Origin of the sequence: Amycolatopsis heterodermiae, from assembly GCF_034929455.1 — a bacterium.
Taxonomy (GTDB): Bacteria; Actinomycetota; Actinomycetes; order Mycobacteriales; family Pseudonocardiaceae; genus Amycolatopsis; species Amycolatopsis heterodermiae.
The window spans coordinates 71162-89846 of the sequence record NZ_JAYFSI010000019.1; the positions used below are offsets into that span (position 1 = coordinate 71162).

An 18685-nucleotide genomic window follows, 5' to 3' on the forward strand; every position below is an offset into this window, starting at 1 on the left:
GGGGGCGGCGGCGCGGTACTGGACATCTCTTGGACACAAGGGAAAACGTGATGGCGGGGCACGTGATGGAGGTCACCCTCATGCCCTATAGTGGCGCCGTCTGTTCGTCCCCACCCGCAGTCGTCGCTCCCGAAAAGGGGAAATTCATGTCCGACGTCATCAACAGCATCTTCGGCCGCGCCAACAGCGGCACCACCACTCCCGGCGGGTACGCCGCCCCTCACGCCGAGACCGGGTCCGAGACCGTGGACACGGCCGTCGCGCCCGAAATCGTTGACACCGAGGCGATCGAGGAGAGCCCGGCCGACACCGTCGAGCCGGCCGAGGACGCCGTCGAGACCGACGACACCGAGACCGCCGAAGCCGAGACCACCGACGACGAAGCCGAAGCCGACGAGGACCTCGAGGACGAAGCCGTCACGGAGGAGTCCGACGAAGACGCGGACTCGGTGGAAACCGACGAGGACTCCGACGCGGTGGAAGCCGAGTCCGCCGAGGCCGAGGACGAGGCCACGGAGGACACCGACACCGTCGACTCCGAGGACGACAGCGACGACACCTCCGAGGTAGCGGAAGAGGCGTCCACCGAGGAGAACCCGGTCGAAGCCGCGGCGGAAGCGGACGTCGTCGACGAGGCGGAGCGCGTGGTCGCGGCCGCCGCCCGGCCCGCGGCCGGCACCCGCGGCGCCACCACGATCGGCGACGACGTCGTCGTGAAGATCGTGGCCCGCGTCGCCCGCAAGGCCGAGGGCGTGCACGAGATCGCCGCCGACGGCGTCGAGGTCGCGGTCGACGGCGACGTCGCCACCATCACGATCTCGCTGGTCATCGAGTTCGGCCACGCCGTCAAGGCGCTCGGCGAGCAGATCCGCACCGACGTGATCGAGGCCGTCGAACAGTTCCTCGGCCTGGACGTCGAGGGCGTCGACGTGCACGTCGCCGACATCCACTTCCCCGACGCCGACTGACCTCCACGACGGTTCGGTCCCGGGGCGCGCCCCGGGGCCGACGGTGGGTCACGCCCCTGGCAGCCGGCGGCCGGCACCGCGACCAGGTGAATCTTCATCTCGTCGAGCAAACCCGCGCGCAGCAAGGAGTGCGTCGGACGAGCGGCGCCCGGATCGACAGGCTCAGCCGTCTTCCCGGGCCCGGCTGATCACCTCCTCCAGGCGCAGCGGGCTCGACGGGTGGTGGGTCAGGCACAGCGGCGTCGCCACCTGGCGGAAGCCAAACGCTTCCCCCGCCACGTAGAACTGCGCGCGTTCCAGGCGTGAGATGTCCGCGACCGGGCTGCCCTTCGCGCGGGCCAGCTCGTTGGCCGCCGCGATCTGGGCCGGGCTGTTGAGGCGGCCGAAGAACTGCGTCATCGCGTTGCCGACCACCTGGTTGTGCAGCCCCTTCGGCGCCTGCGTCGCGAACAGCAGCCCCAGTCCGTACTTGCGGGCCTGGGACGCGAGCACGATCGTGCTGCGCGTGCTCGCCGTCAACGTCCCCGACGCGGCCAGCGTCTGGGCTTCGTCCATCACGAACAACGCCCCCAGCGGCCGCTCCCCCGCCGGGTTGCGCTTGATCCAGGCGAACAGCTCCATCTGCAGCTGGTTGACGAAGTTCTGCCGCTGCTCCTCCGCCGGCAGCCCGACGAAGCTGATCACCGATACCCGAGCCCGGTGCCCCGCGGCCGGGGTCAGCAGGACGCCCGGATCCACGGGCTCGCCGCCGCCGGCGAACAGCGGGTCGTTGACCATCGCCGCCTTCAGCACCTCGGCCAGATCGGCCGCGATCCGCTTGGCGTCGTTGAGGTTGCTGACGTCCTCGGGCAGGTCGGACAGCAGCTCGATCAGCTCCGGCAGACTGCGCGAACCCGTCCTCGCGTAGTGGATCACGGCCTGCCGCAGCACGGCCAGTCCGATGTTCGCCTTGACGGTCGTCCCGGTCAGCCGCGCCTGCGGCGCGAGCGTCGCCACCGCGACCTCGACGGCCGCCGTGAACTCGTCGGCATCGTCCAGAACCCCGGCGAAGTCGGGCAGGGGCTGGAAAGCCAGCGGCCGCCCGGTCGCGCGCCCGGGCGTCCAGACCACGACGTCCGTCTCCGCCAGATAGCGCTTCGCCAGCTGGGCATCATCCGGCCCCCACCCGGCGGGCGGCTCGGGCCAGGCGTCACCGAGGCGGGAGAGATCGTTGTTCGGATCCAGGACGATCGCGGAAACCCCGAGCAGAGCGCACTCCTCGACGATCCGCCGCAGCAGCACGGTCTTCCCCGACCCGGACCCAGCGAAGACGGCGGCGTGCTTGCGCAGAGCCGAAAGCCCGATCCGCACGGGCTCCCCCGACCCGACGACGGTGCCGAGGGTGATCTCCCCGTCCGCCGGCGGCGGATGCGTCCCCTCGGCAGCCGACTGCCCCGACGGCTTCTCCTCGCGCTGTGCGTCCAGCAGCCGCGGCACAGCGGCTCGTTCTTCCGACGGCTGCGGCAGCACGACGGACAGCAGTTCCGAACGACTGGCCGGCCGCCGGTCGATCAGCCACTCGTGCAGCTCCCGGCCCCCGTTGTCCAGCAGCTTCGCCAAGGCCCAGAAGGTCCTCGCATCCGCTTCGGTGAGCCGGATCGTCTGGCCGCCGGCGAGCGTGAACTTCTCGACCTCCTGTTTCGTCTTGATCCCGCCCCGCCAGGCCTCCCGCAGGATGATGAGGTGGCGGTTGTCCGCCCCCTGCAACTGCCCCGCCGCGGACCGGGCCTTCCGGAACCGGCTCAGCGCGGCGCGGGGATCCCGCGCCGCGATCGCCCGGAACGCCCAGTGCTCCTGCAGGTCCGCCGCCTCGTCGAGGGTCCGGGAGAGCCAGGCGTGCACCTCGCTGCGCCCGTTCTGGCGCTCGCACGACCATTCCAGGTCGTCGTCGCCGACTTCGGTGACCCAGCAGCGCAGGGCCGCGGAAAGGAGATCGGGCATCACCTTGTCCACGGTCTTCTCGGCGAGCAGTCTCCCGGGATCCGCTTCCGCCCGCAGCTTCTCGAACTCCTCGTCGAGGCCGGCGAACCGGTCGCTCTCGACCGGGGTCGGCGCCGGGGCGACCGGCACCGCGGCCTTTTCGTCGAAGGAGGCGAGCTCCTGGACCCGGCCGGCGCGCAGGCACAGCTCGATGTGCGCGCCGATGCGCTTCAGCAGCTGCCGTGGGGTCCACTGCTCCCACGGTTCCGCGAACGCCTCGGGCGCGACGGGCCAGGTCGGGTGCGGCGGAGTGAACTCCATGGCCTGGTAAGCCACTCCGAGCCGCTTCGCCACCAGCGCCCGGCCGACTTCGGCGTCGACGATCCGGCCGAGCGTGACCGACTCGCGGAAGCGGTCGGGCACGGTCCCCGTCCCCTTCCGCTTGATCTGGTCCCACGTGCTTGGCAGGCAGGCCAGCACGGTGAGGGTCTTCCGCGTGATCTCGCGCAAGCCCATCAGCCCGTCCGCGATCTGCGCCACGAGGACGTTCTCCTCGGTGCTGTCCCCGATTTCCTGGGTGCGCTGCACGGATCGCGCGAGCAGGGTGTCGAGCTGGTCCACCGCGATCACGACCGGCCCGGTCAGTGACAGCAGCCGGGTGATCTCCTCGACGAGGACCCGGGACGGTTTCGGCCGCGAGTAGATGTTCCATTGCCGTGCTTCGGAAGTCAGCTCGTCGTCGCCGTCGAGGTAGTCCTCGCCGATGTACTTGGCGCCGCGGTCCCGGCTGGCGATCAGGACGAGGGCGCGGGCGGTGTCCCCGCATTCGTCCGCGACCATTTCGTCGAGGGACGCCACCCCGTCCACGAAGGCCTCGACGTCGGCCGGGGTCAGCCCGCGGCCGCGGCGGATCGTCGCGGTGACGTCGGCGGTGACGTGGGCGCGCAGGCACACGCGCAGCAGGAAGCTCTTCAGCTGCGACTCGCCCGAATCGTCCGGGCGAGCCAGCCCCCGGCGCAAGGCCTCGGCCGTGTTCTCCCAGAACGCGTCGGCCGCGGTGACGTCGTCGAGGAAGAAGTAGCCCCGCGCGCGGTGCACCTGACGCCGGACGAGGCCCAGCAGGTGGGTCTTGCCGACCCCCTTCAACCCGCGCAGGACGAGCCCGATCGGGCTCGGCCCGTCGCTGGCCGCGGCGTCGCGGATGCCCGTGTCGAGTGCGGCGAGCGCGTCGGCGTGCAGGCCGTCCACGTGGTACGGCGAGTCCCGCCAGACGTGGTCGGGGGTGTCCGCCCAGTCGAAGCTCAGCGTCGCCAGGGCCTTGAGCTCGTCCATCACAGCGCCTCGATCGAGAGCAGGTGGTTGTCCTCACCACCGATGCGGATCGCCGCCTCGTGGTCGGCGGCGGTGAGGGCCTTCCGGTTGTCCTCCGGCACGAGGTGGATCTGGCCGGTGCGGCTCAGCTCCTTGAGCACGCGGTCGACCTCGCCGGCGGGCGCCCCGAGTTTGGGGCGCAGGTCCACGAGCCCGACCCAGCCACGGGGTTCCTTGACCAGCTCGCGGTAGGCGATCTTGATCCGCTCTTCGAGGTTCTCCGGCACCGGAACCGGTGCCGGTGTGCTGACCGCCGTGGTGTCGCCGAAGACGTCGGCCAGCTTCAGGTTCTGCCGCCGCAGGTAACCGTGCAGCCCGCCGAGGAGGACGTACAGCGAGGAACAGAGCACGCTCTGCGGCCGGGGCGGCGGCGGGATCTCCGCGGCCAGCTCGTCTTCGCACCACGCCCAGCCCCGGTCGGTCAGCTGGTGGACGAACCGGCGGCCGTCCTTCTTGCTGGTGATGTAGCCGTCGTCGCTCAGCCGGGTGCGGTCCTTGCCGGTCAGCGTGAAGCCGACCAGCTCCTGCAGTTCCGGGTTGGGCACCTCCCGGCCCAGCACCATCAACGTGAACATCGCCGCGGTCTGCTTGTGCCCCAGGCGGTCGGTCATCCGAGATCCCTCCGGTGGTTCGGGTGCTGCGTGGTGGTCTGTGCGCGCGCGTCGAGGAGGCGCAGGAGCCAGTCGATCGACTTGCGGGTGTTCGGTGGGGCCGGCTCGAGGCCGCTGCCGGGAGCGGAGCGGGGCTTGATCGCCACCGTCAGTTCCGCGGCCAGGTCGTTCACGCGCTCGTCGTCGCCCTCGCCGATCGTGGCGCGCAAACCGTCGACGAGCTCGTCGACGAGGTCCCACCGGGACGGGCGCAGCCACGCGCCGCGGGCCCGGTCGAGCACCTCGGCGAGGTCGACCGCGTCCACCAGCGGGGTGAAGCCCTTCAGCTGGGCGACCAGTTCGCGCGCGGCCCGGGGCGCGCCGGGCACTCCGGCGAGGCGCAGGTAGCGCAGGTTGCCGACGTAACCCGGCAACGTCGCCGCCTCGGTACCGGCGGTCAGCACCGGGATCACGCGCCGGTCCTGGCCGAGGGTGCGGTGCAGGAACAGCTCCACCTCGGCCGACTGCCAGCGGCTGACCTGCCCGTCGACGACCAGGCACAGGTGCCGCGCGTCGTCCGCGGCGCGCGCCAGCAGGGACCGGTCGCCCGAGAGGGACTTCACCACCCGGACGTCCAGTTTCTTCAACTCCGCGACCAGCTCGTCGGCCGCGCGGCGGGACGAGCGCGGGATGCTCACCCGCAGCTCGTGCTTGAATTCCTGCCGGCTCGCGCGCACGGCCGCGACGTAGGCGTCGCGGTTCTCCGCCAGCAGATCGGTCCGGTCGAGCCGGCACGCGATCACGGCGGCGACCGTCTCGAGTGCGAACCCGATCTGGTCCGCACTCGGCGTTTTCTCCGACAGCACGGGCAGCTGTTCGCCGAAACTCCAGTAGGACACGTACGGCAGCGTGAGGTGCCGGGACATGGTCTCCGGGGCGACGGCCTGGTCGAGCCACGGCCGGTACAGCTCGGCCGTCTCTTCCGTGACGATCGTCCGCCACGTCTCCGACCGGTCGTACTCCTCCCGGTTGTCGAACCGGGACAGGATCGGCATCACGGTCAGCCGGGATCGGTCGAACGGCAGCAGGTTGCGCGCGGCGTCGGCGCGGCGGGCGAGGTCCATCGCCCCGCGGATGCTCTGCTGGTTCGCGGTGAACAGCACGACGAGGTGGTCCGGCAGGTGTGCCGTGCAGATCCCGCCGATGTCGGAGATCCCGGTGCGGCTGTCGATGAGCACGAAGTCGTAGTCGGCGGTCCACCGCTCGCGGCACCGTTCGAGGTACTCGCCGAAGCCCTCGTCGTACAGCCGCTCCCAGTCGATCTCCTGGACCTGGCCGACGTAGCCGTCGTCTTCGCGGCCCGCGGCCAGGAAGTCGAGCACGCCCGCGTCGGTCAGCCGCAGCACGTGCTTCTCCGGCGCGAACCGGCCGGCGCGGAAGTCCGCGACGAGGTCGACGACACCACCACCGGGCACGCCGGGCAGTCGCGGCCGGAAGTAGTCGCCGAGGCCGGGGGCCTCGAGGTCCCAGTCCAGGCAGAGCACCCGGTGGCCCCAGCGGGCGAGCAGAACGGCGATGTTGGCCAGCGTGAAGCTGCGGCCGACCCCGCCCTTGTAGGAGTAGAAGGTGAACACCGCGCCCGGCATCCGTCAGAACCTCGGCATCCGCGCCGGCGCGGGCGGTTCCGGTTCCGGGGTGAGCACCGGCCAGTCGTTCCGCCACGCCGGCGCCCGCTCGATGAGATCCTCCAGTTCCTCGGCGATCTGCTTGATCTGCTGGTTGAAGTCGAGGTAGGCCGGCGCGGTCTGGAAGTGCTCGAACGGGTGGTTCCACTGCCGCAGGTCACGCATGCGCCGCTCGTGGGCCCACGCGGGAAAACTGCGGGAATCGCAGAAGATCACCGGGTAGATCAACCCTCGCGGGCCGTGCCGGCCGGTCAGCCGCTCCCGCTCCGCCATGGAATACCACTCCGCCAGGCACCATTCGTCCCGGAAGTACTTCGGGGAGAAGACCGGCACCAGGAGGCGGGTGTGCAGCAGCGCCGAACGCAGTTCCGCCGGCCAGCTCGATCCCGTGCGGACCTGGTCGTCACAGAATATCCGGACGTCCTCGTAGCGGTTGTTGTCGAGCACTTCCGTCAGGCGTGGGTGAAAATGATTCCGGACCCACGCCGTTATGTCCCCGGCGGTACGTTGGTAGCTGATGAAGACGTCGTACTGGTACACGCGTGCCGCCGCTCCTTCACCGCTCCCCACCAGGCGGATCACAGCCTAGGTCGATCCACAGCGGCGAAGTAGACGAGAAACCTGACAGATTGTGGACAATTAGTGGCCACCGATCCGATTGATCACCAACGGCGCCTTGACAAATCTTCAGAAAATGGATAGACGACTGGCCTGCGACTCGATTCGAGCGTGGGGGAAATGTTTCCGGGAGATCGATCGCCGGAACGGTGAATCACCGACCCGTACCCTTGGAGGACCGTCGATGACCGACCGCGAGGCGCCACGGGTGTTCGTCACCTACTCGCACGACACCCCCGAACACAAGGAACTGGTACGCCGGTTCGCGACGTTCCTGCGCGGGGTGATCGGTCTCGATGTGCACGTGGACACCTGGTACGACAACGTGCGCCGCGATTGGTCCCTGTGGGCCGTGGAGCAGCTGAACGAGGCGGACTTCATCCTGGTCGTCGCCTCGCCCGACTACAAGCGCCGGGCCGACGGCGAGGCCGCAGCCGACGAAGGGCGCGGTGCGCAGTTCGAGACGGCGATCATCCGGAACAACCTGACCCGGGACCTGCGCAAGGAGACCGAGCGCGTGCTGCCGGTGATCCTTCCGGGGCGCTCGGTCGAGGAGATCCCGAGCTTCCTCAACGGCTACTCGACGACCCGGTATCACGTCGACGAGTTCACCAGAGAGGGGATCTCCGACCTGCTCTCGGCGATCACCGGCCACGGTCAGTACTCGATGCCCCGCCGGGGCGAGTGGCTCGGCGGCTCGCAGGAACCCAAGCAGGTACCCGCCGGGGAGCTGCCGTGGCTCGCCAGCAGCGCCGGGATCCGCCGGGGCAGCGCGGTGATCGACGGGATCCGGTACGAGGACAGCATCGTGCTGCGGCCCACCGCGCGCGCCACCGGCCCGGGCGGGTACGTCGAGATGGACCTCGGCGGGCTCTACCAGCGGCTGACCGCGGTCGTCGGGGTGCTCGACGATGCCGCCGACCCGTTCCAGGTCGGACACTTCCAGGTGTTCCTCGACGGCGCCCCGAAGTCCGAGCACCAGGTGGCGAGGGGAAAGCCGGCCACGATCGACCTCGACGTCACGGGAGCGTTGCGGCTGCGGCTGGAGATGGCCCGTCCCGGCGTCACGGCCTCACCCTTCGGCGGGGCGGCCGTCCAGGTGCGGCCCCGGGCGGGGCGGCCACCGGAGCTGGCCTGGGGCGATCCGACGATGACCTGACGCCGAACCGCCCCGCCTGCCGTCAGGGCGTGATGACGACCTTCAGCGCCGAGTTGGCCGCTGCGTTGGCGAAGACCTCGTAGGCCTCGTCCAGCTCGCCGAAGGTGAACGTGTGCGTGCCCATCTTCTCCGCCGGGATGCGGCCCGAGGAGACCATCTTCAGCAGCGTCGGGATCGAGACCGTGTCCACCAGGCCCATGGTCAGGGTGACGTTCTGGATCCACATCTCCTGCATCGGCAGCTCGACCGGGACACCGTGGACGCCGATGTTCGCGATGCGCCCGCCCGGGCGGACCAGGGACGCCGCCGTCTGCAGGGTCTGGGGGTAGCCGACCGCCTCGATCGAGACGTCGACGCCGAGGCCGTCCGTCATGGCCAGTACGTCGGCGCGGGTGTCCGGGCCGGCTTCGATCGCGTCCGTGGCGCCGAAGTCGAGGGCCTTCTCCAGGCGGAACTTGTTGGAGTCCACCGCGATCACCTTCGACGCGCCCCACAGGCCGGTCGTCAGGATCGCCGACAGGCCGACCGCGCCCGCGCCGACGACCGCCACCGTGTCGCCCGGGCGGACGCGGCCGGCAAGGACGCCGACCTCGTAGCCCGTCGGCAGCGAGTCGGCCAGGAAGATCGCCTGCTCGTTCGTGACGTCGTCCGGGACCGCGTACAGCGACGTGTCCGCGAACGGCACGCGGACCAGCTCCGCCTGGGTGCCGTCGATGAGGTGGCCGAAGATCCAGCCGATCCCGCCGACCGTCTGGCAGTGCGACGGCATCCCGCGGCCGCAGTACTCGCAACGGCCGCACTGGGTGATCGCCGGGACGAGCACCCGGTCGCCGGTCTTGAACGCGCGGACCGCGTCGCCGACCGCCGTCACCGTGCCGACCGCTTCGTGGCCGAGGATCCGGCCGTCGGTCACCGCGGCGACGTCACCCTGCAGGATGTGCAGGTCGGTGCCGCAGATGGTGGTCGTGTCGACGCGCACGACCACGTCGGTCGGCTCCTGGACGACCGCGTCCGGGACGTCTTCCCAGGCCTTCGCGCCCGGACCGTGGTAGACCAGCGCCTTCATCGTCGCCTCCGGCGACCGCCCGGCACCCGCGTCCGGGCACGGCCGCCCACCGAACGTAGGACGGTGGCGGCCGCCCGGCTGTCGCAATATGAGACTGCGGCTCAGGTGTACCAGATCGGCTCGGGCACCACGCCGTTTGCAGGCCACCGGGCCGTGCAGCGAGTGGGTGCGGAGGTTGCGCCAGAACCGGTCCAGGCCGTACTTGGCCGCGCTCGCCCGGGCGCCGGTCAGCTCGAAGATCCTGGTCCCGATCTCCAGCCCGGTTTCGATCACGCGCTGCTTGGCCGCGGCGATCAGCACGGCCAGCTCGCCGCGGGCCTCCGGCATCAGCTCCTCGCGTGGCGCGTGCAGCACCCGGGAGATCGCCGCGCCCGCCTTGTCGGTGAGGGCTTCCGCCGCCCACAGCTTCGCCTGGAGATCACCGTAGCCGTCGAGGATGTACCACTCCTCGGTGGCGGCGTCCTTGTCGTCACCGCCGTACGGCCACGGCCGCGTCCGCTCGCGGGTGTAGGTCAGCCCGGCTTCGAGGGCGCCCTGGGCGATGCCGAGGTAGAAATTGGTGAACACGAGCTGGATCGCCGGGACGTTGAGCGTGTTGTACGTGAGCGGGTGGAACTTCCGGTCGACGTACCCGGCCGCGCTCGCCCAGGGCACCCGGACGTCGGTGATGCTGACGCTGCCGGACTCGGTGAGCCGCTGGCCGAGGTTGTCCCAGTCGTCGTGGAAGACGATTCCGTCCTGTTTGGACGGAACGATCGCGAAGACGTGGTCCTCGGTCCCCTCGAGAATGCCTTCGAGCACGGTCAGGTCGGACACCTTGCTGCCGGTGGAGAACGACTTGTGTCCGTTGTAGACGATGTCGTCGCCGTCTTCGGTGATGGTGAGGTCGGAGTTGCGCGGGTTGACAGCGCCGCCGAAGAAGAAGGTAGGCGGTTTCCCAGGTCTGGCCGCCACCGCCGTGTTCGGAATGGGATGGGTCAGGCGGTACAGCGGGTGAAGGGGCTGCCGTCCATGATCCCGAGTACACCGTGACGCTCCGTGGGAGTCAACGGACGTCCGCGGGGGAACCCGGTCAATCGCCCTCGGCGTTGCGCGCCATGAAGCTCTTCGCGTCACCCGCCGCCGGGTCCACGAACACGATGTCGTCCGGCCGGCGGCGAGGCACGTCGATCGCCAAAACCACCAGTGGCTCCGACGTGACGCGAGGGAAGCCGTGGATCTTGCGCCGCTCGAAGGCCAAGAACATGCTCGGCCGGGCCTCGAACTCCTCGCCGTCGAGGTGGAACGTGCCGTGGCCGCTCAGCAGGTACAGGTGCTCGTCGCACTCCTCGTGGTAGTGCAGTGGGACTTCGCGGTAGATCCGGAAGATCCGGGCGCTGGCCGAAGCCTTGTCGACGAAATACTTGTCCACCAACATCGTCTCGGCCGTCTCCGGCAGCGCCGCGGCTTCCGCGAAGACGTCGAACACGCTCTGGCATGTTGTCACTCTCCATGGCTTCCGAACCTAGCCGACCAAGGGCAGCAGCACCTCGTCGACGATCGCCTCGACCTCTGCCTCCGATACCGGGCCGGACTCGATGTGGGCTACCAGGACCAGGCGCGGGCCGACCGCGGCGAGCCGGGCGGTGCCGGCCTTGCCCAGCAGTTCCTGGATCAGCTCTTGGCGCGGGCGGAACACGAGCTCGCGGACTCGCTCGAACAGCGCCGGGTGCCGCTGCCGCTGGGTGATCAGCTGGACCAGCGCGCGGCCGTGCGGCTCGTCGAGGATCCAGGCGAAGCCGCCGAGCAGCACCATCAGGTCCCCGCGCAGGCTGCCGGTGCGCGGCGGCCGGGTCTCGCCGAAGCCGGCGGCCGGGTCGGTCAGGGCGTCCAGCACCAGGTCCGCGGTCGTCGACCAGCGCCGGTAGAGCGCCGCCTTGCCGGTGCGGGCGCGCAGGGCGATCTTCTCGAAGCTCAGCTCCTCGAAGCTCGACTCCGCCAGCTCGGCCAGCGCCGACGAGTAGATCGCCCGCACCAGGTCGTCGCCCCGCCGCCGTGTGTCCGGCATCGCCCTCCTCCGTGTACCGTGCTTAGTGAACGATACCGTTCCTTATCGGGGAGTGTCACATGAGCAGGACAGCCGTCACGAACGTCCGGGTCTTCGACGGCTCCGGGCTCACCGAGCCGCGCACCGTCGTGATCGACGGCGCCACCATCGGGGACGACCCGGCCGGCGCCCGGGAGATCGACGGCGGCGGCGGTGTCCTGCTGCCCGGTCTCATCGACGCCCACATCCACCTGCACGGCCGCGACAGCCTCGAACAGCTGGCGCGCCACGGCGTCACGACCGGCCTCGACATGGCCACCTTCTCGGCCGACCTGCTCGCCTCCCTGCGGAACCAGCCGGGGCTGACCGACATCCGCAGCGCCGGCGTCCCGGCGATCGGGCCGGGCGGGATGCACGCCCGGATCCCCGGCATGCCCGCCGAAGCCGTCGTCACCGACCCCGGGCAGGCCAAGGACTTCGTCGCCGCCCGGGTCGCGGCGGGGTCCGACTACCTGAAGATCGTCCTGGAGGTACCGGGTGGCGGCGGCCCGGAGCTGCCCGCCGCCCGCGCGCTCACCGAGGCCGCGCACGAGGCCGGGCTGCTGGTCGTCGCACACGCGACCTCCGCCGGCGCCTACACGATGGCCTTGGACGCGGGCGTCGACGTCCTCACGCACGCCCCGCTGGGCGCCCCGATCACGGCGGACGACGTCGCCCGAGCCGGGATCGTCGCGCCGACCCTGATCATGATGAAGGGCGTGTCCGCGACCGCCGGGCGACCCCAGCTTTACGAAGGCGCCAAGGCCTCGGTGACCGCGTTGTACCGCGCGGGGGTGCCCGTCCTCGCCGGGACCGACGCCAACAACGAGCCGGGCGTGCCGGCCAAGGTCGCCCACGGCGCGAGCCTGCACGACGAACTCGAACTGCTCGTTGACGCCGGCCTGTCCACAGTGGACGCCCTGCGTGCGGCGACCGTCCTGCCCGCGAAGCACTTCGGGCTCGGCGACCGCGGCGCGATTCAGCCGGGCCTGCGCGCGGACCTGGTCCTGGTCGACGGCGACCCGCTCGCGGACATCCGGGCCACCCGCGCGATCACCCGCGTCTGGTGCGCCGGAACCGAGGTCAAGGACCCAGCAGGGCGATAGACGCGCGCACCGCGAGTTCGGTGACGTCGCCGGCCCGGCCGCCGTCTTCGACGGTCGTCGCGATCAGCTCGCGCAACCCGCCGAGGAGCATGATCGCGAGCTGCCGGGACGGCGGCTTGATCCCCGCCGCCCGCATCTCGGCGGTGTCGGTCAGCCGCTGCGTCATCGCGATGAACCCCTCCATCGCCTCGCGCTGCAGACCACGCGACGTGGCGCCGAGCGCGGGGACGTCGCGGATCCAGCTGAGCGTGATCGCGGGTTCGGCCTCCGCGCAGGCGATCCACGCCTCGATCGCCTGCCGCACCTGCTCGGCCCAGGGCGCGCCGGGGTCCACGGCCTCGGAGATCTGCCGGATCATGTCCCGGTTCGCGTCGGCCAGCAGCGCGATGAAGCACTCCTCCTTGCCGGAGAAGTGTTCGTAGAACGTCCGGCGGGACGTGCGGGCGCGGCGGACGACGTCGGCGACCGTGGTCTCGCGGAACCCGGTCTCGGTGATCGAGGCGGCCAGGCCGTCGAGCAGCCGCTGCCGGAACTGGCCGGTGTCCACCGTCGTCACCGTGGTCACGCTATACCTCCTCGGACGCGAGATCCTCTTGAAACCGGATGGTACCCCGGCGTACCGTACCGACGGTACGCTCGCGTACCACCAGTCGGGAGAGTCGATGACGACCGTGACACGACCACCAGGCCCCGCGACGCTGCCACCGGGGCCGACGGTGCCCCGCGCCGTTCAGGGTGCCTACGCGCTGGCCAGCCCGCTGCGGGGAATGCGCCGCCTGCGGGAGAAGTACGGGGACGCCTTCACGGTGAACGTGCCGATCTTCGGCCACGCCGTCGTGATCAGCGGCGCGGCCGAGGTCAAGCAGCTGTTCACCGCCGGGGCCGAGCTGGTCGACAACCAGGAGGTCAACCTCGGGCGGGTGCTCGGCCCGCGGTCGCTGTTCGCCCTCTCCGGCGAGGAGCACCGGCGGCAGCGCAAGCTCCTGGTGCCGCCGTTCCACGGCCGCCGCCTCGCCGCGTACGAGAAGATCGTCGAGGAGGAGACCGTCCGGGAGCTGGCGACCTGGCCGGAAGGCCGCGCGTTCGCGACGCTGCCGTCGATGATGCGGATCACGCTCAACGCCATCCTCCGCGCGGTGTTCGGCGCCGAAGGGGCCGAGTTCGCCGAGCTGCGCGCCCTGCTCCCGCCGTTCGTGACGCTCGGCTCGCGGCTGGCCGTGCTGCCGATCACCAAGAAGGGCCGCTGGAACCCGTGGCGCCGCTTCGAGCGGATGCGGCGCGAGTACGACGCGATCGTCGACCGCCTGATCGCCAAGGCCCGCCCGGACGGCGACGACGTCCTGTCCATGATGCTGCAGACCCGCTACGACGACGGCTCCGGGCTGAGCCGCGAAGAGATCGCCGACCAGCTGCTCACGCTGCTCACCGCCGGGCACGAAACGACGGCGACGACGCTGGCCTGGGCCGTCGAGCGCCTCCGCCGTCACCCGGCGCTGCTGGAAGAACTGGCCGAAGACGACGGCAAGCTGCTCGACGCGACGATCCTCGAGGTGCAGCGCACCCGCCCGGTCATCGACCTCACCGCCCGGCAGGTGAAGCAGGACGGCTTCCAGCTGGGCCGGTGGACGCTACCGAAGGGGTACGTCGTGCTCGTCAGCATCGCGCTGATCCACGACGACGACGCGCTCTTCCCGCACGCCGCGACGTTCGACCCGCACCGCTTCGAGGGCGCCCGACCGGATCTCTACCAGTGGATCCCGTTCGGTGGCGGCACGCGCCGCTGCCTCGGCGCCGCGTTCGCGACCATGGAGATGACCGTCGTCCTGCGTACCCTGCTGCGGGACTTCACGCTCGAGCCGACCACCGAGGCGGACGAGCGCTGGCATTCCCGGGGCGTCGCCTACGCTCCGGCCAAAGGCGGGCGCGCGGTCGTGCGCCGCCGGGGAGGGATCGCGTGAACGAGCAGATCGCCGACGTCGGCCGGGGGATTTCCCTGGCGTACGAACGCATCGGGGACACCGGTGCCGAGCCGCTGGTGCTGGTCGCCGGGCTGGGCCAGCAGCTGCACAGCTGGCCCGACGCGTTCTGCGCCGAACTGGCCGGGCGCGGGTTCCAGGTCGTCCGCTTCGACAACCGCGACGCGGGACGCTCGACGCACCCGCGGTTCCGGCCGTCGAGCCTGCCCGCGATGTTCGCCGGGCGTTTCCCGCCGGAGCAGTACGACCTGAAGGACATGGCCGCCGACACCGTCGGCCTGCTCGACGCGCTCGGCCTGGACCGCGTGCACCTCGCGGGCGTGTCGATGGGCGGCATGATCTCCCAGTCGGTCGCGGCGCTGCACCCGGCGCGGGTCCGGACCCTGACGTCGATCATGTCGACGACCGGGTCGCGCCTGCTCGGCCGCCCGGCGTTCTCGACCTTGCGGCTGATGGGCGGGAAGCCACCGAAGTCGCGTGAGGAGGCCGTCGAAAGCGCCGTCAAGATGTTCCGGCACATCGGCTCGCACGGCTTCCCGTTCGACGAGGCCCACGTGCGCGAACGGGCCGGGACGGGCTGGGACCGCGACCCGACGGCGGGCGGCGTGGGCCGCCAGCTCGGCGCGATCCTCAAGTCCGGCAACCGGACGGCGTGGCTGCGTAAGATCACCGCGCCCACTCTGGTGATCCACGGCGACCGCGACCGGATGGTGCACCCCACCGGCGGCGCCGCCACCGCCCGCGCGATTCCCGGCGCCCGCCTCGAAACCGTCCCCGGCATGGGGCACGACCTGCCCGAAGGCGCCTGGCCGCACCTGCTCGACCTCATCGACGGCCACGCGAGGAGCAGCGATGTCACGGCCCCGTAGCCTCACCGGCCGGCCGGTGGTGATCACCGGCGCGGCGTCCGGCATCGGCCGGGCCCTGGCCACGCGCCTGTCCGCGCTCGGCTCCCCCGTCGCGCTGGCCGACGTCGACGAAGCCGGGCTGAAGGCCACCGCGTCCGGGCTGCGTGGGCCGGTGCTGACCCGGGTCCTCGACGTCCGCGACGCCGCCGACCAGCTCCGGTTCGCCGGCGAGGTCCGCGCATGGCTCCCGGCGCCGCTGGCCGCGGTGTTCAACAACGCCGGCGTCGCGGTGACGTCGACCGTGCTCGACGCGGTCCCCGAGGACGACGACTGGCTGCACGACATCAACTTCCGCGGGGTCGTGCACGGGACGCGGGCGTTCCTGCCGATCCTCGCCGAGCAGGGCGAGGGCGCGATCGTGAACACGTCCAGCGTGTTCGGCCTGGCCGGGATGCCGTACCAGAGCGCCTACTGCGCGGCGAAGTTCGCCGTCCGCGGCTTCACCGAGTCGCTGCGCCACGAGCTGCGCGGTACCGGCGTCCGCGCGATCACCGTGCACCCGGGCGGGATCACCACGAACATCGCGCGCAATGCCCGGATGCGGCGCGACCCCGAAGGCCGAGGGCGCACGAAGGACGAGATGGCTGCGCAGTTCGAGGCGATGACCATGACGTCCCCCGAACGGGCCGCGGAGATCATCCACACGGGCGTCGACCGCGGCAAGGCCCGTATCCTGGTCGGGCCGGACGCCCACCTGTTCGACGCGCTCACCCGCGTCACCCCCACCCACTACCACGCCGTGCTCTCGCGCCTGCAGAACCGCATGCGTGCCCGGCAGACGGAGGCCGTGAAATGACCGAGCACGTCGACGTACTGATCGTGGGGGCCGGCCTGTCCGGTGTCGGTGCCGCCCACCACCTCCATTCCGCGTTCCCGCGCAAGACGTACACGATCCTCGAGGCGCGCGAAGCCATCGGCGGCACGTGGGACCTGTTCCGCTACCCCGGCGTGCGGTCCGATTCGGACATGCAGACCCTCGGGTACCGGTTCCGGCCGTGGACCAGTGAGAAGGCCATCGCCGACGGGCCGTCGATCCTGCAGTACGTCCGGGACACCGCGACCGAGGCCGGCATCGACCGGCACATCCGCTTCGGGCACAAGGTGGTCCGCGCGGAATGGTCCACAGAGGACGCACTGTGGACGGTCGAGGCCACGCACGGCGGCGAACCCGTGCGGTTCACGGCGAAGTTCCTCTACCTGTGCAGCGGTTACTACGACTACGAGGGCGGCCACACCCCGGAGTTCCCGGGCGTCGAGGAGTTCGGCGGCACCGTCGTGCACCCGCAGCATTGGCCCGAGGACCTCGACTACACCGGCAAGAAGGTCGTCGTGATCGGCAGCGGCGCGACGGCGGTGACGCTCGTCCCGGCGATGACCGACCGCGCCGAGCACGTCACCATGCTGCAGCGCTCCCCCACCTACATCCTCTCGCTGCCCTCGGAGGACGCGCTGGCCAACCGGCTGCGGAGCCTGCTCGGCCCGAAGCTGGCGTACCCGATCGCGCGCTGGAAGAACGTCGCCGTCAGCACGCTGATCTACCAGCTCAGCCGCCGCCGTCCCGGCGTCGTCAAGGCGATGATCCGCAAGGCCGCGATGAAGCAGCTGCCGCCCGGCTACGCCGTGGACACGCACTTCAAGCCGAAGTACCAGCCGTGGGACCAGCGGCTGTGCCTGGTGCCGGACGGCGACCTGTTCCGCTCGATCAAGCACGGGGACGCCTCGATCGTCACCGACCGGATCGCCGGCTTCACGAAGACCGGGATCCGGCTGGAGTCCGGCGGCGAGTTGGAAGCGGACGTCGTCGTCTCCGCCACCGGGCTGCGGCTGCTGGCCTTCGGCGGCATCGAGCTGGCCGTCGACGGCCACGTCGTCAAACTGCCGGAAACCATGGCGTACAAGGGGATGATGCTCAGCGGCGTGCCGAACTTCGTGTTCACGATCGGCTACACGAACGCGTCGTGGACGCTGAAGGCCGACCTCGTCGGCGAGTACGTCGTCCGGCTGCTGCGCCACCTCGACCGGACCGGCAACGACCAGGCCGTCCCGGTGAACGACGACCCGGCCGTCACCGAGCGGCCGCTGCTGGACTTCGACGCCGGGTACGTCCTGCGGTCCATCGAGGAGTTCCCGAAGGCCGGTTCGCGGGCGCCGTGGACACTCGGCATGAGCTACGCCCACGACGTCGTCAAGCTGCGGCACGGCCGGATCGACGACGGCGCGCTCCGGTTCTCGCGGCGGCCCGCCCGAGCGGGCAGACTGGGCGCATGACGCCGCCTTCGCGCTCCCTGGCCCGCTGATGCACAGCGCCGGCCTGGTCCTGCACCCCCGCCGTGACTCCGCGGCCGCCGTCGAGGCGGTGCTCGGCTGGGCCGGGAACCGCGGCATCGAGATCCTCGGCATCGCCGACGAAATCGTGCGGCTGAACTGCGCCGCCATCGGGGTGACGTCGGAGGAGCTCGGCCGGCGCTCGGACCTGCTGGTCAGCCTGGGCGGCGACGGCACGATGCTGCGCGCCATGCGGCTGGCCGACGGGCAGCGCGCGCCGGTGCTGGGCGTGAACCTGGGCAAGCTCGGGTTCCTGGCCGAGGTCGACGTGCCGGACCTGCCGGGCGCGCTTTCGGCGATCGACGGCCAGGAGTTCACCGTGGAGCCGCGGCTCGCCGTGGACGCCGTGCTCGACGGGAAGCGGATCACGGCGTTCAACGACATCGCCGTGGTGCGCGTGCCGGGCGACGGGAGCGCGGTCGTCGCGGTCCGCGTCGGCGGCCAGCCGTTCGTGAGCTACTCGGCGGACGCGGTGATCGTCGCGACGCCGACCGGCTCGACGGCGTACAGCTTCTCGGCGGGCGGCCCGATCACGAGCCCGTCGGTGGAGGCGCTGCTGGTGACGCCCGCGGCGCCGCACTCGGCCTACAGCCGGGGCGTGGTGCTGTCGGTGCACGACACTGTGGCGCTGGAGGTCCTGCCGACGAGCGGCCGCCTCGCGGTGGAGGTCGACGGCCAGGTCGCGGGCTACGTCTCCCCCGGCGACCGCCTGGACCTGCGCGGCCGCCCGAGCGCCGCCCGGGTGGTCCGCCTCGGGATGACGACGTTCTACCAGCGCGCACGGCGCAAGCTGCGCCTGACGGACTCGGCGGAGATCCCCCAGGACGGCGACCACTAGGACCGCCGACAGCCGGTCGCGAGTGGGGTGCGTCACAGCGCGGGTGTGTCT

General features: G+C 71.1%; 16 protein-coding genes and 1 pseudogene. 8 read left to right on the forward strand and 9 right to left on the reverse strand.

Features of this window, described 5'->3' with window-relative positions:
• The first annotated feature begins 146 nt into the window (after window positions 1–146).
• Window positions 147–968, forward strand: a complete 822-nt coding sequence (locus VA596_RS46490) for an Asp23/Gls24 family envelope stress response protein (protein ID WP_323336737.1) — start codon at window positions 147–149, stop codon at window positions 966–968.
• Window positions 969–1130: 162 nt separating this feature from the next.
• Here the strand turns inward: VA596_RS46490 and VA596_RS46495 are convergent, their stop codons facing one another.
• Genes VA596_RS46495 through VA596_RS46510 form a run of 4 tightly spaced genes read right to left on the reverse strand, consistent with a single transcriptional unit; the run spans window position 1131 to window position 7155 of the window.
• On the reverse strand, window positions 1131–4259 hold the full coding sequence (locus VA596_RS46495) for an ATP-binding protein (protein ID WP_323336739.1): 3129 nt from the start codon (window positions 4257–4259) through the stop codon (window positions 1131–1133).
• Window positions 4259–4909: a hypothetical protein gene (locus VA596_RS46500; protein WP_323336740.1), complete on the reverse strand. Its 651-nt coding sequence runs from the start codon at window positions 4907–4909 to the stop codon at window positions 4259–4261. Before VA596_RS46500 ends, VA596_RS46495 begins: the two co-directional genes overlap by 1 nt.
• The gene (locus VA596_RS46505; RefSeq protein WP_323336741.1) at window positions 4906–6534 is read right to left on the reverse strand and encodes a CATRA system-associated protein; all 1629 of its coding nucleotides are present in this window, start codon (window positions 6532–6534) and stop codon (window positions 4906–4908) included. The genes VA596_RS46500 and VA596_RS46505 overlap by 4 nt, the downstream gene beginning before the upstream one ends.
• A 3-nt stretch (window positions 6535–6537) precedes the next feature.
• A complete protein-coding gene (locus VA596_RS46510; protein ID WP_323336743.1) occupies window positions 6538–7155 on the reverse strand; it encodes a TIR domain-containing protein in 618 nt (205 codons plus the stop codon).
• Between the two features lie 220 nt (window positions 7156–7375).
• On the opposite strand from VA596_RS46510, the gene VA596_RS46515 reads away from it, so the two are divergent.
• Window positions 7376–8350 (forward strand): SEFIR domain-containing protein, encoded by a 975-nt coding sequence (locus VA596_RS46515; RefSeq protein WP_323336744.1) that lies wholly within the window; start codon window positions 7376–7378, stop codon window positions 8348–8350.
• Window positions 8351–8372: 22 nt separating this feature from the next.
• Here VA596_RS46515 and VA596_RS46520 read toward each other — a convergent pair whose 3' ends face one another.
• From VA596_RS46520 to VA596_RS46535, 4 genes and pseudogenes are all read right to left on the reverse strand, one after another.
• Window positions 8373–9416, reverse strand: coding sequence for an alcohol dehydrogenase catalytic domain-containing protein (locus VA596_RS46520; protein WP_323336837.1), 1044 nt, complete (start codon window positions 9414–9416; stop codon window positions 8373–8375).
• A gap of 101 nt (window positions 9417–9517) precedes the next feature.
• Window positions 9518–10340: pseudogene (locus VA596_RS46525) on the reverse strand (acyl-CoA dehydrogenase family protein); the annotation flags it as partial.
• Between the two features lie 148 nt (window positions 10341–10488).
• On the reverse strand, window positions 10489–10884 hold the full coding sequence (locus VA596_RS46530; RefSeq protein WP_323336745.1) for a cupin domain-containing protein: 396 nt from the start codon (window positions 10882–10884) through the stop codon (window positions 10489–10491).
• A gap of 36 nt (window positions 10885–10920) precedes the next feature.
• Entirely contained in the window at window positions 10921–11463 is a 543-nt protein-coding gene (locus VA596_RS46535; RefSeq protein WP_323336746.1) for a TetR-like C-terminal domain-containing protein, read from the reverse strand.
• 59 nt (window positions 11464–11522) lie between these two features.
• Here VA596_RS46535 and VA596_RS46540 point away from each other — a divergent pair, with 59 nt between their 5' ends.
• Window positions 11523–12587 carry an amidohydrolase family protein gene (locus tag VA596_RS46540; protein ID WP_323336747.1) on the forward strand — a complete coding sequence of 355 codons (1065 nt, stop codon included), beginning with the start codon at window positions 11523–11525 and terminating at the stop codon, window positions 12585–12587.
• On the opposite strand, the gene VA596_RS46545 is transcribed toward VA596_RS46540, so the two are convergent.
• Entirely contained in the window at window positions 12565–13152 is a 588-nt protein-coding gene (locus VA596_RS46545) for a TetR/AcrR family transcriptional regulator (RefSeq protein WP_323336748.1), read from the reverse strand. The two genes, VA596_RS46540 and VA596_RS46545, sit on opposite strands and share 23 nt — an antisense overlap.
• A gap of 97 nt (window positions 13153–13249) precedes the next feature.
• Here VA596_RS46545 and VA596_RS46550 point away from each other — a divergent pair, with 97 nt between their 5' ends.
• The 5 genes from VA596_RS46550 to VA596_RS46570 are packed head-to-tail and all read left to right on the forward strand — an operon-like array spanning window position 13250 to window position 18634.
• Window positions 13250–14545, forward strand: a complete 1296-nt coding sequence (locus tag VA596_RS46550; RefSeq protein WP_323336749.1) for a cytochrome P450 — start codon at window positions 13250–13252, stop codon at window positions 14543–14545.
• Window positions 14542–15432, forward strand: coding sequence for an alpha/beta fold hydrolase (locus VA596_RS46555; protein ID WP_323336751.1), 891 nt, complete (start codon window positions 14542–14544; stop codon window positions 15430–15432). Before VA596_RS46550 ends, VA596_RS46555 begins: the two co-directional genes overlap by 4 nt.
• On the forward strand, window positions 15416–16267 hold the full coding sequence (locus VA596_RS46560) for an SDR family NAD(P)-dependent oxidoreductase (protein WP_323336753.1): 852 nt from the start codon (window positions 15416–15418) through the stop codon (window positions 16265–16267). Before VA596_RS46555 ends, VA596_RS46560 begins: the two co-directional genes overlap by 17 nt.
• Window positions 16264–17739, forward strand: coding sequence for a flavin-containing monooxygenase (locus VA596_RS46565; RefSeq protein ID WP_323336754.1), 1476 nt, complete (start codon window positions 16264–16266; stop codon window positions 17737–17739). Before VA596_RS46560 ends, VA596_RS46565 begins: the two co-directional genes overlap by 4 nt.
• 28 nt (window positions 17740–17767) lie before the next feature.
• Window positions 17768–18634, forward strand: coding sequence for an NAD(+)/NADH kinase (locus VA596_RS46570; protein ID WP_323336755.1), 867 nt, complete (start codon window positions 17768–17770; stop codon window positions 18632–18634).
• Window positions 18635–18685: the final 51 nt, after the last annotated feature.

Excerpts from the sequence above, each read along its gene's own strand:
- VA596_RS46540 (WP_323336747.1), top strand. The coding sequence starts at position 11,523 with ATGAGCAGGACAGCCGTCACGAACGTCCGGGTCTTCGACGGCTCCGGG.
- VA596_RS46500 (WP_323336740.1), bottom strand. The coding sequence starts at position 4,909 with ATGACCGACCGCCTGGGGCACAAGCAGACCGCGGCGATGTTCACGTTG.
- VA596_RS46565 (WP_323336754.1), top strand. The coding sequence starts at position 16,264 with ATGACCGAGCACGTCGACGTACTGATCGTGGGGGCCGGCCTGTCCGGT.
- VA596_RS46490 (WP_323336737.1), top strand. The coding sequence starts at position 147 with ATGTCCGACGTCATCAACAGCATCTTCGGCCGCGCCAACAGCGGCACC.
- VA596_RS46570 (WP_323336755.1), top strand. The coding sequence starts at position 17,768 with ATGCACAGCGCCGGCCTGGTCCTGCACCCCCGCCGTGACTCCGCGGCC.
- VA596_RS46535 (WP_323336746.1), bottom strand. The coding sequence starts at position 11,463 with ATGCCGGACACACGGCGGCGGGGCGACGACCTGGTGCGGGCGATCTAC.
- VA596_RS46560 (WP_323336753.1), top strand. The coding sequence starts at position 15,416 with ATGTCACGGCCCCGTAGCCTCACCGGCCGGCCGGTGGTGATCACCGGC.
- VA596_RS46515 (WP_323336744.1), top strand. The coding sequence starts at position 7,376 with ATGACCGACCGCGAGGCGCCACGGGTGTTCGTCACCTACTCGCACGAC.
- VA596_RS46550 (WP_323336749.1), top strand. The coding sequence starts at position 13,250 with ATGACGACCGTGACACGACCACCAGGCCCCGCGACGCTGCCACCGGGG.
- VA596_RS46505 (WP_323336741.1), bottom strand. The coding sequence starts at position 6,534 with ATGCCGGGCGCGGTGTTCACCTTCTACTCCTACAAGGGCGGGGTCGGC.
- VA596_RS46520 (WP_323336837.1), bottom strand. The coding sequence starts at position 9,416 with ATGAAGGCGCTGGTCTACCACGGTCCGGGCGCGAAGGCCTGGGAAGAC.
- VA596_RS46495 (WP_323336739.1), bottom strand. The coding sequence starts at position 4,259 with ATGGACGAGCTCAAGGCCCTGGCGACGCTGAGCTTCGACTGGGCGGAC.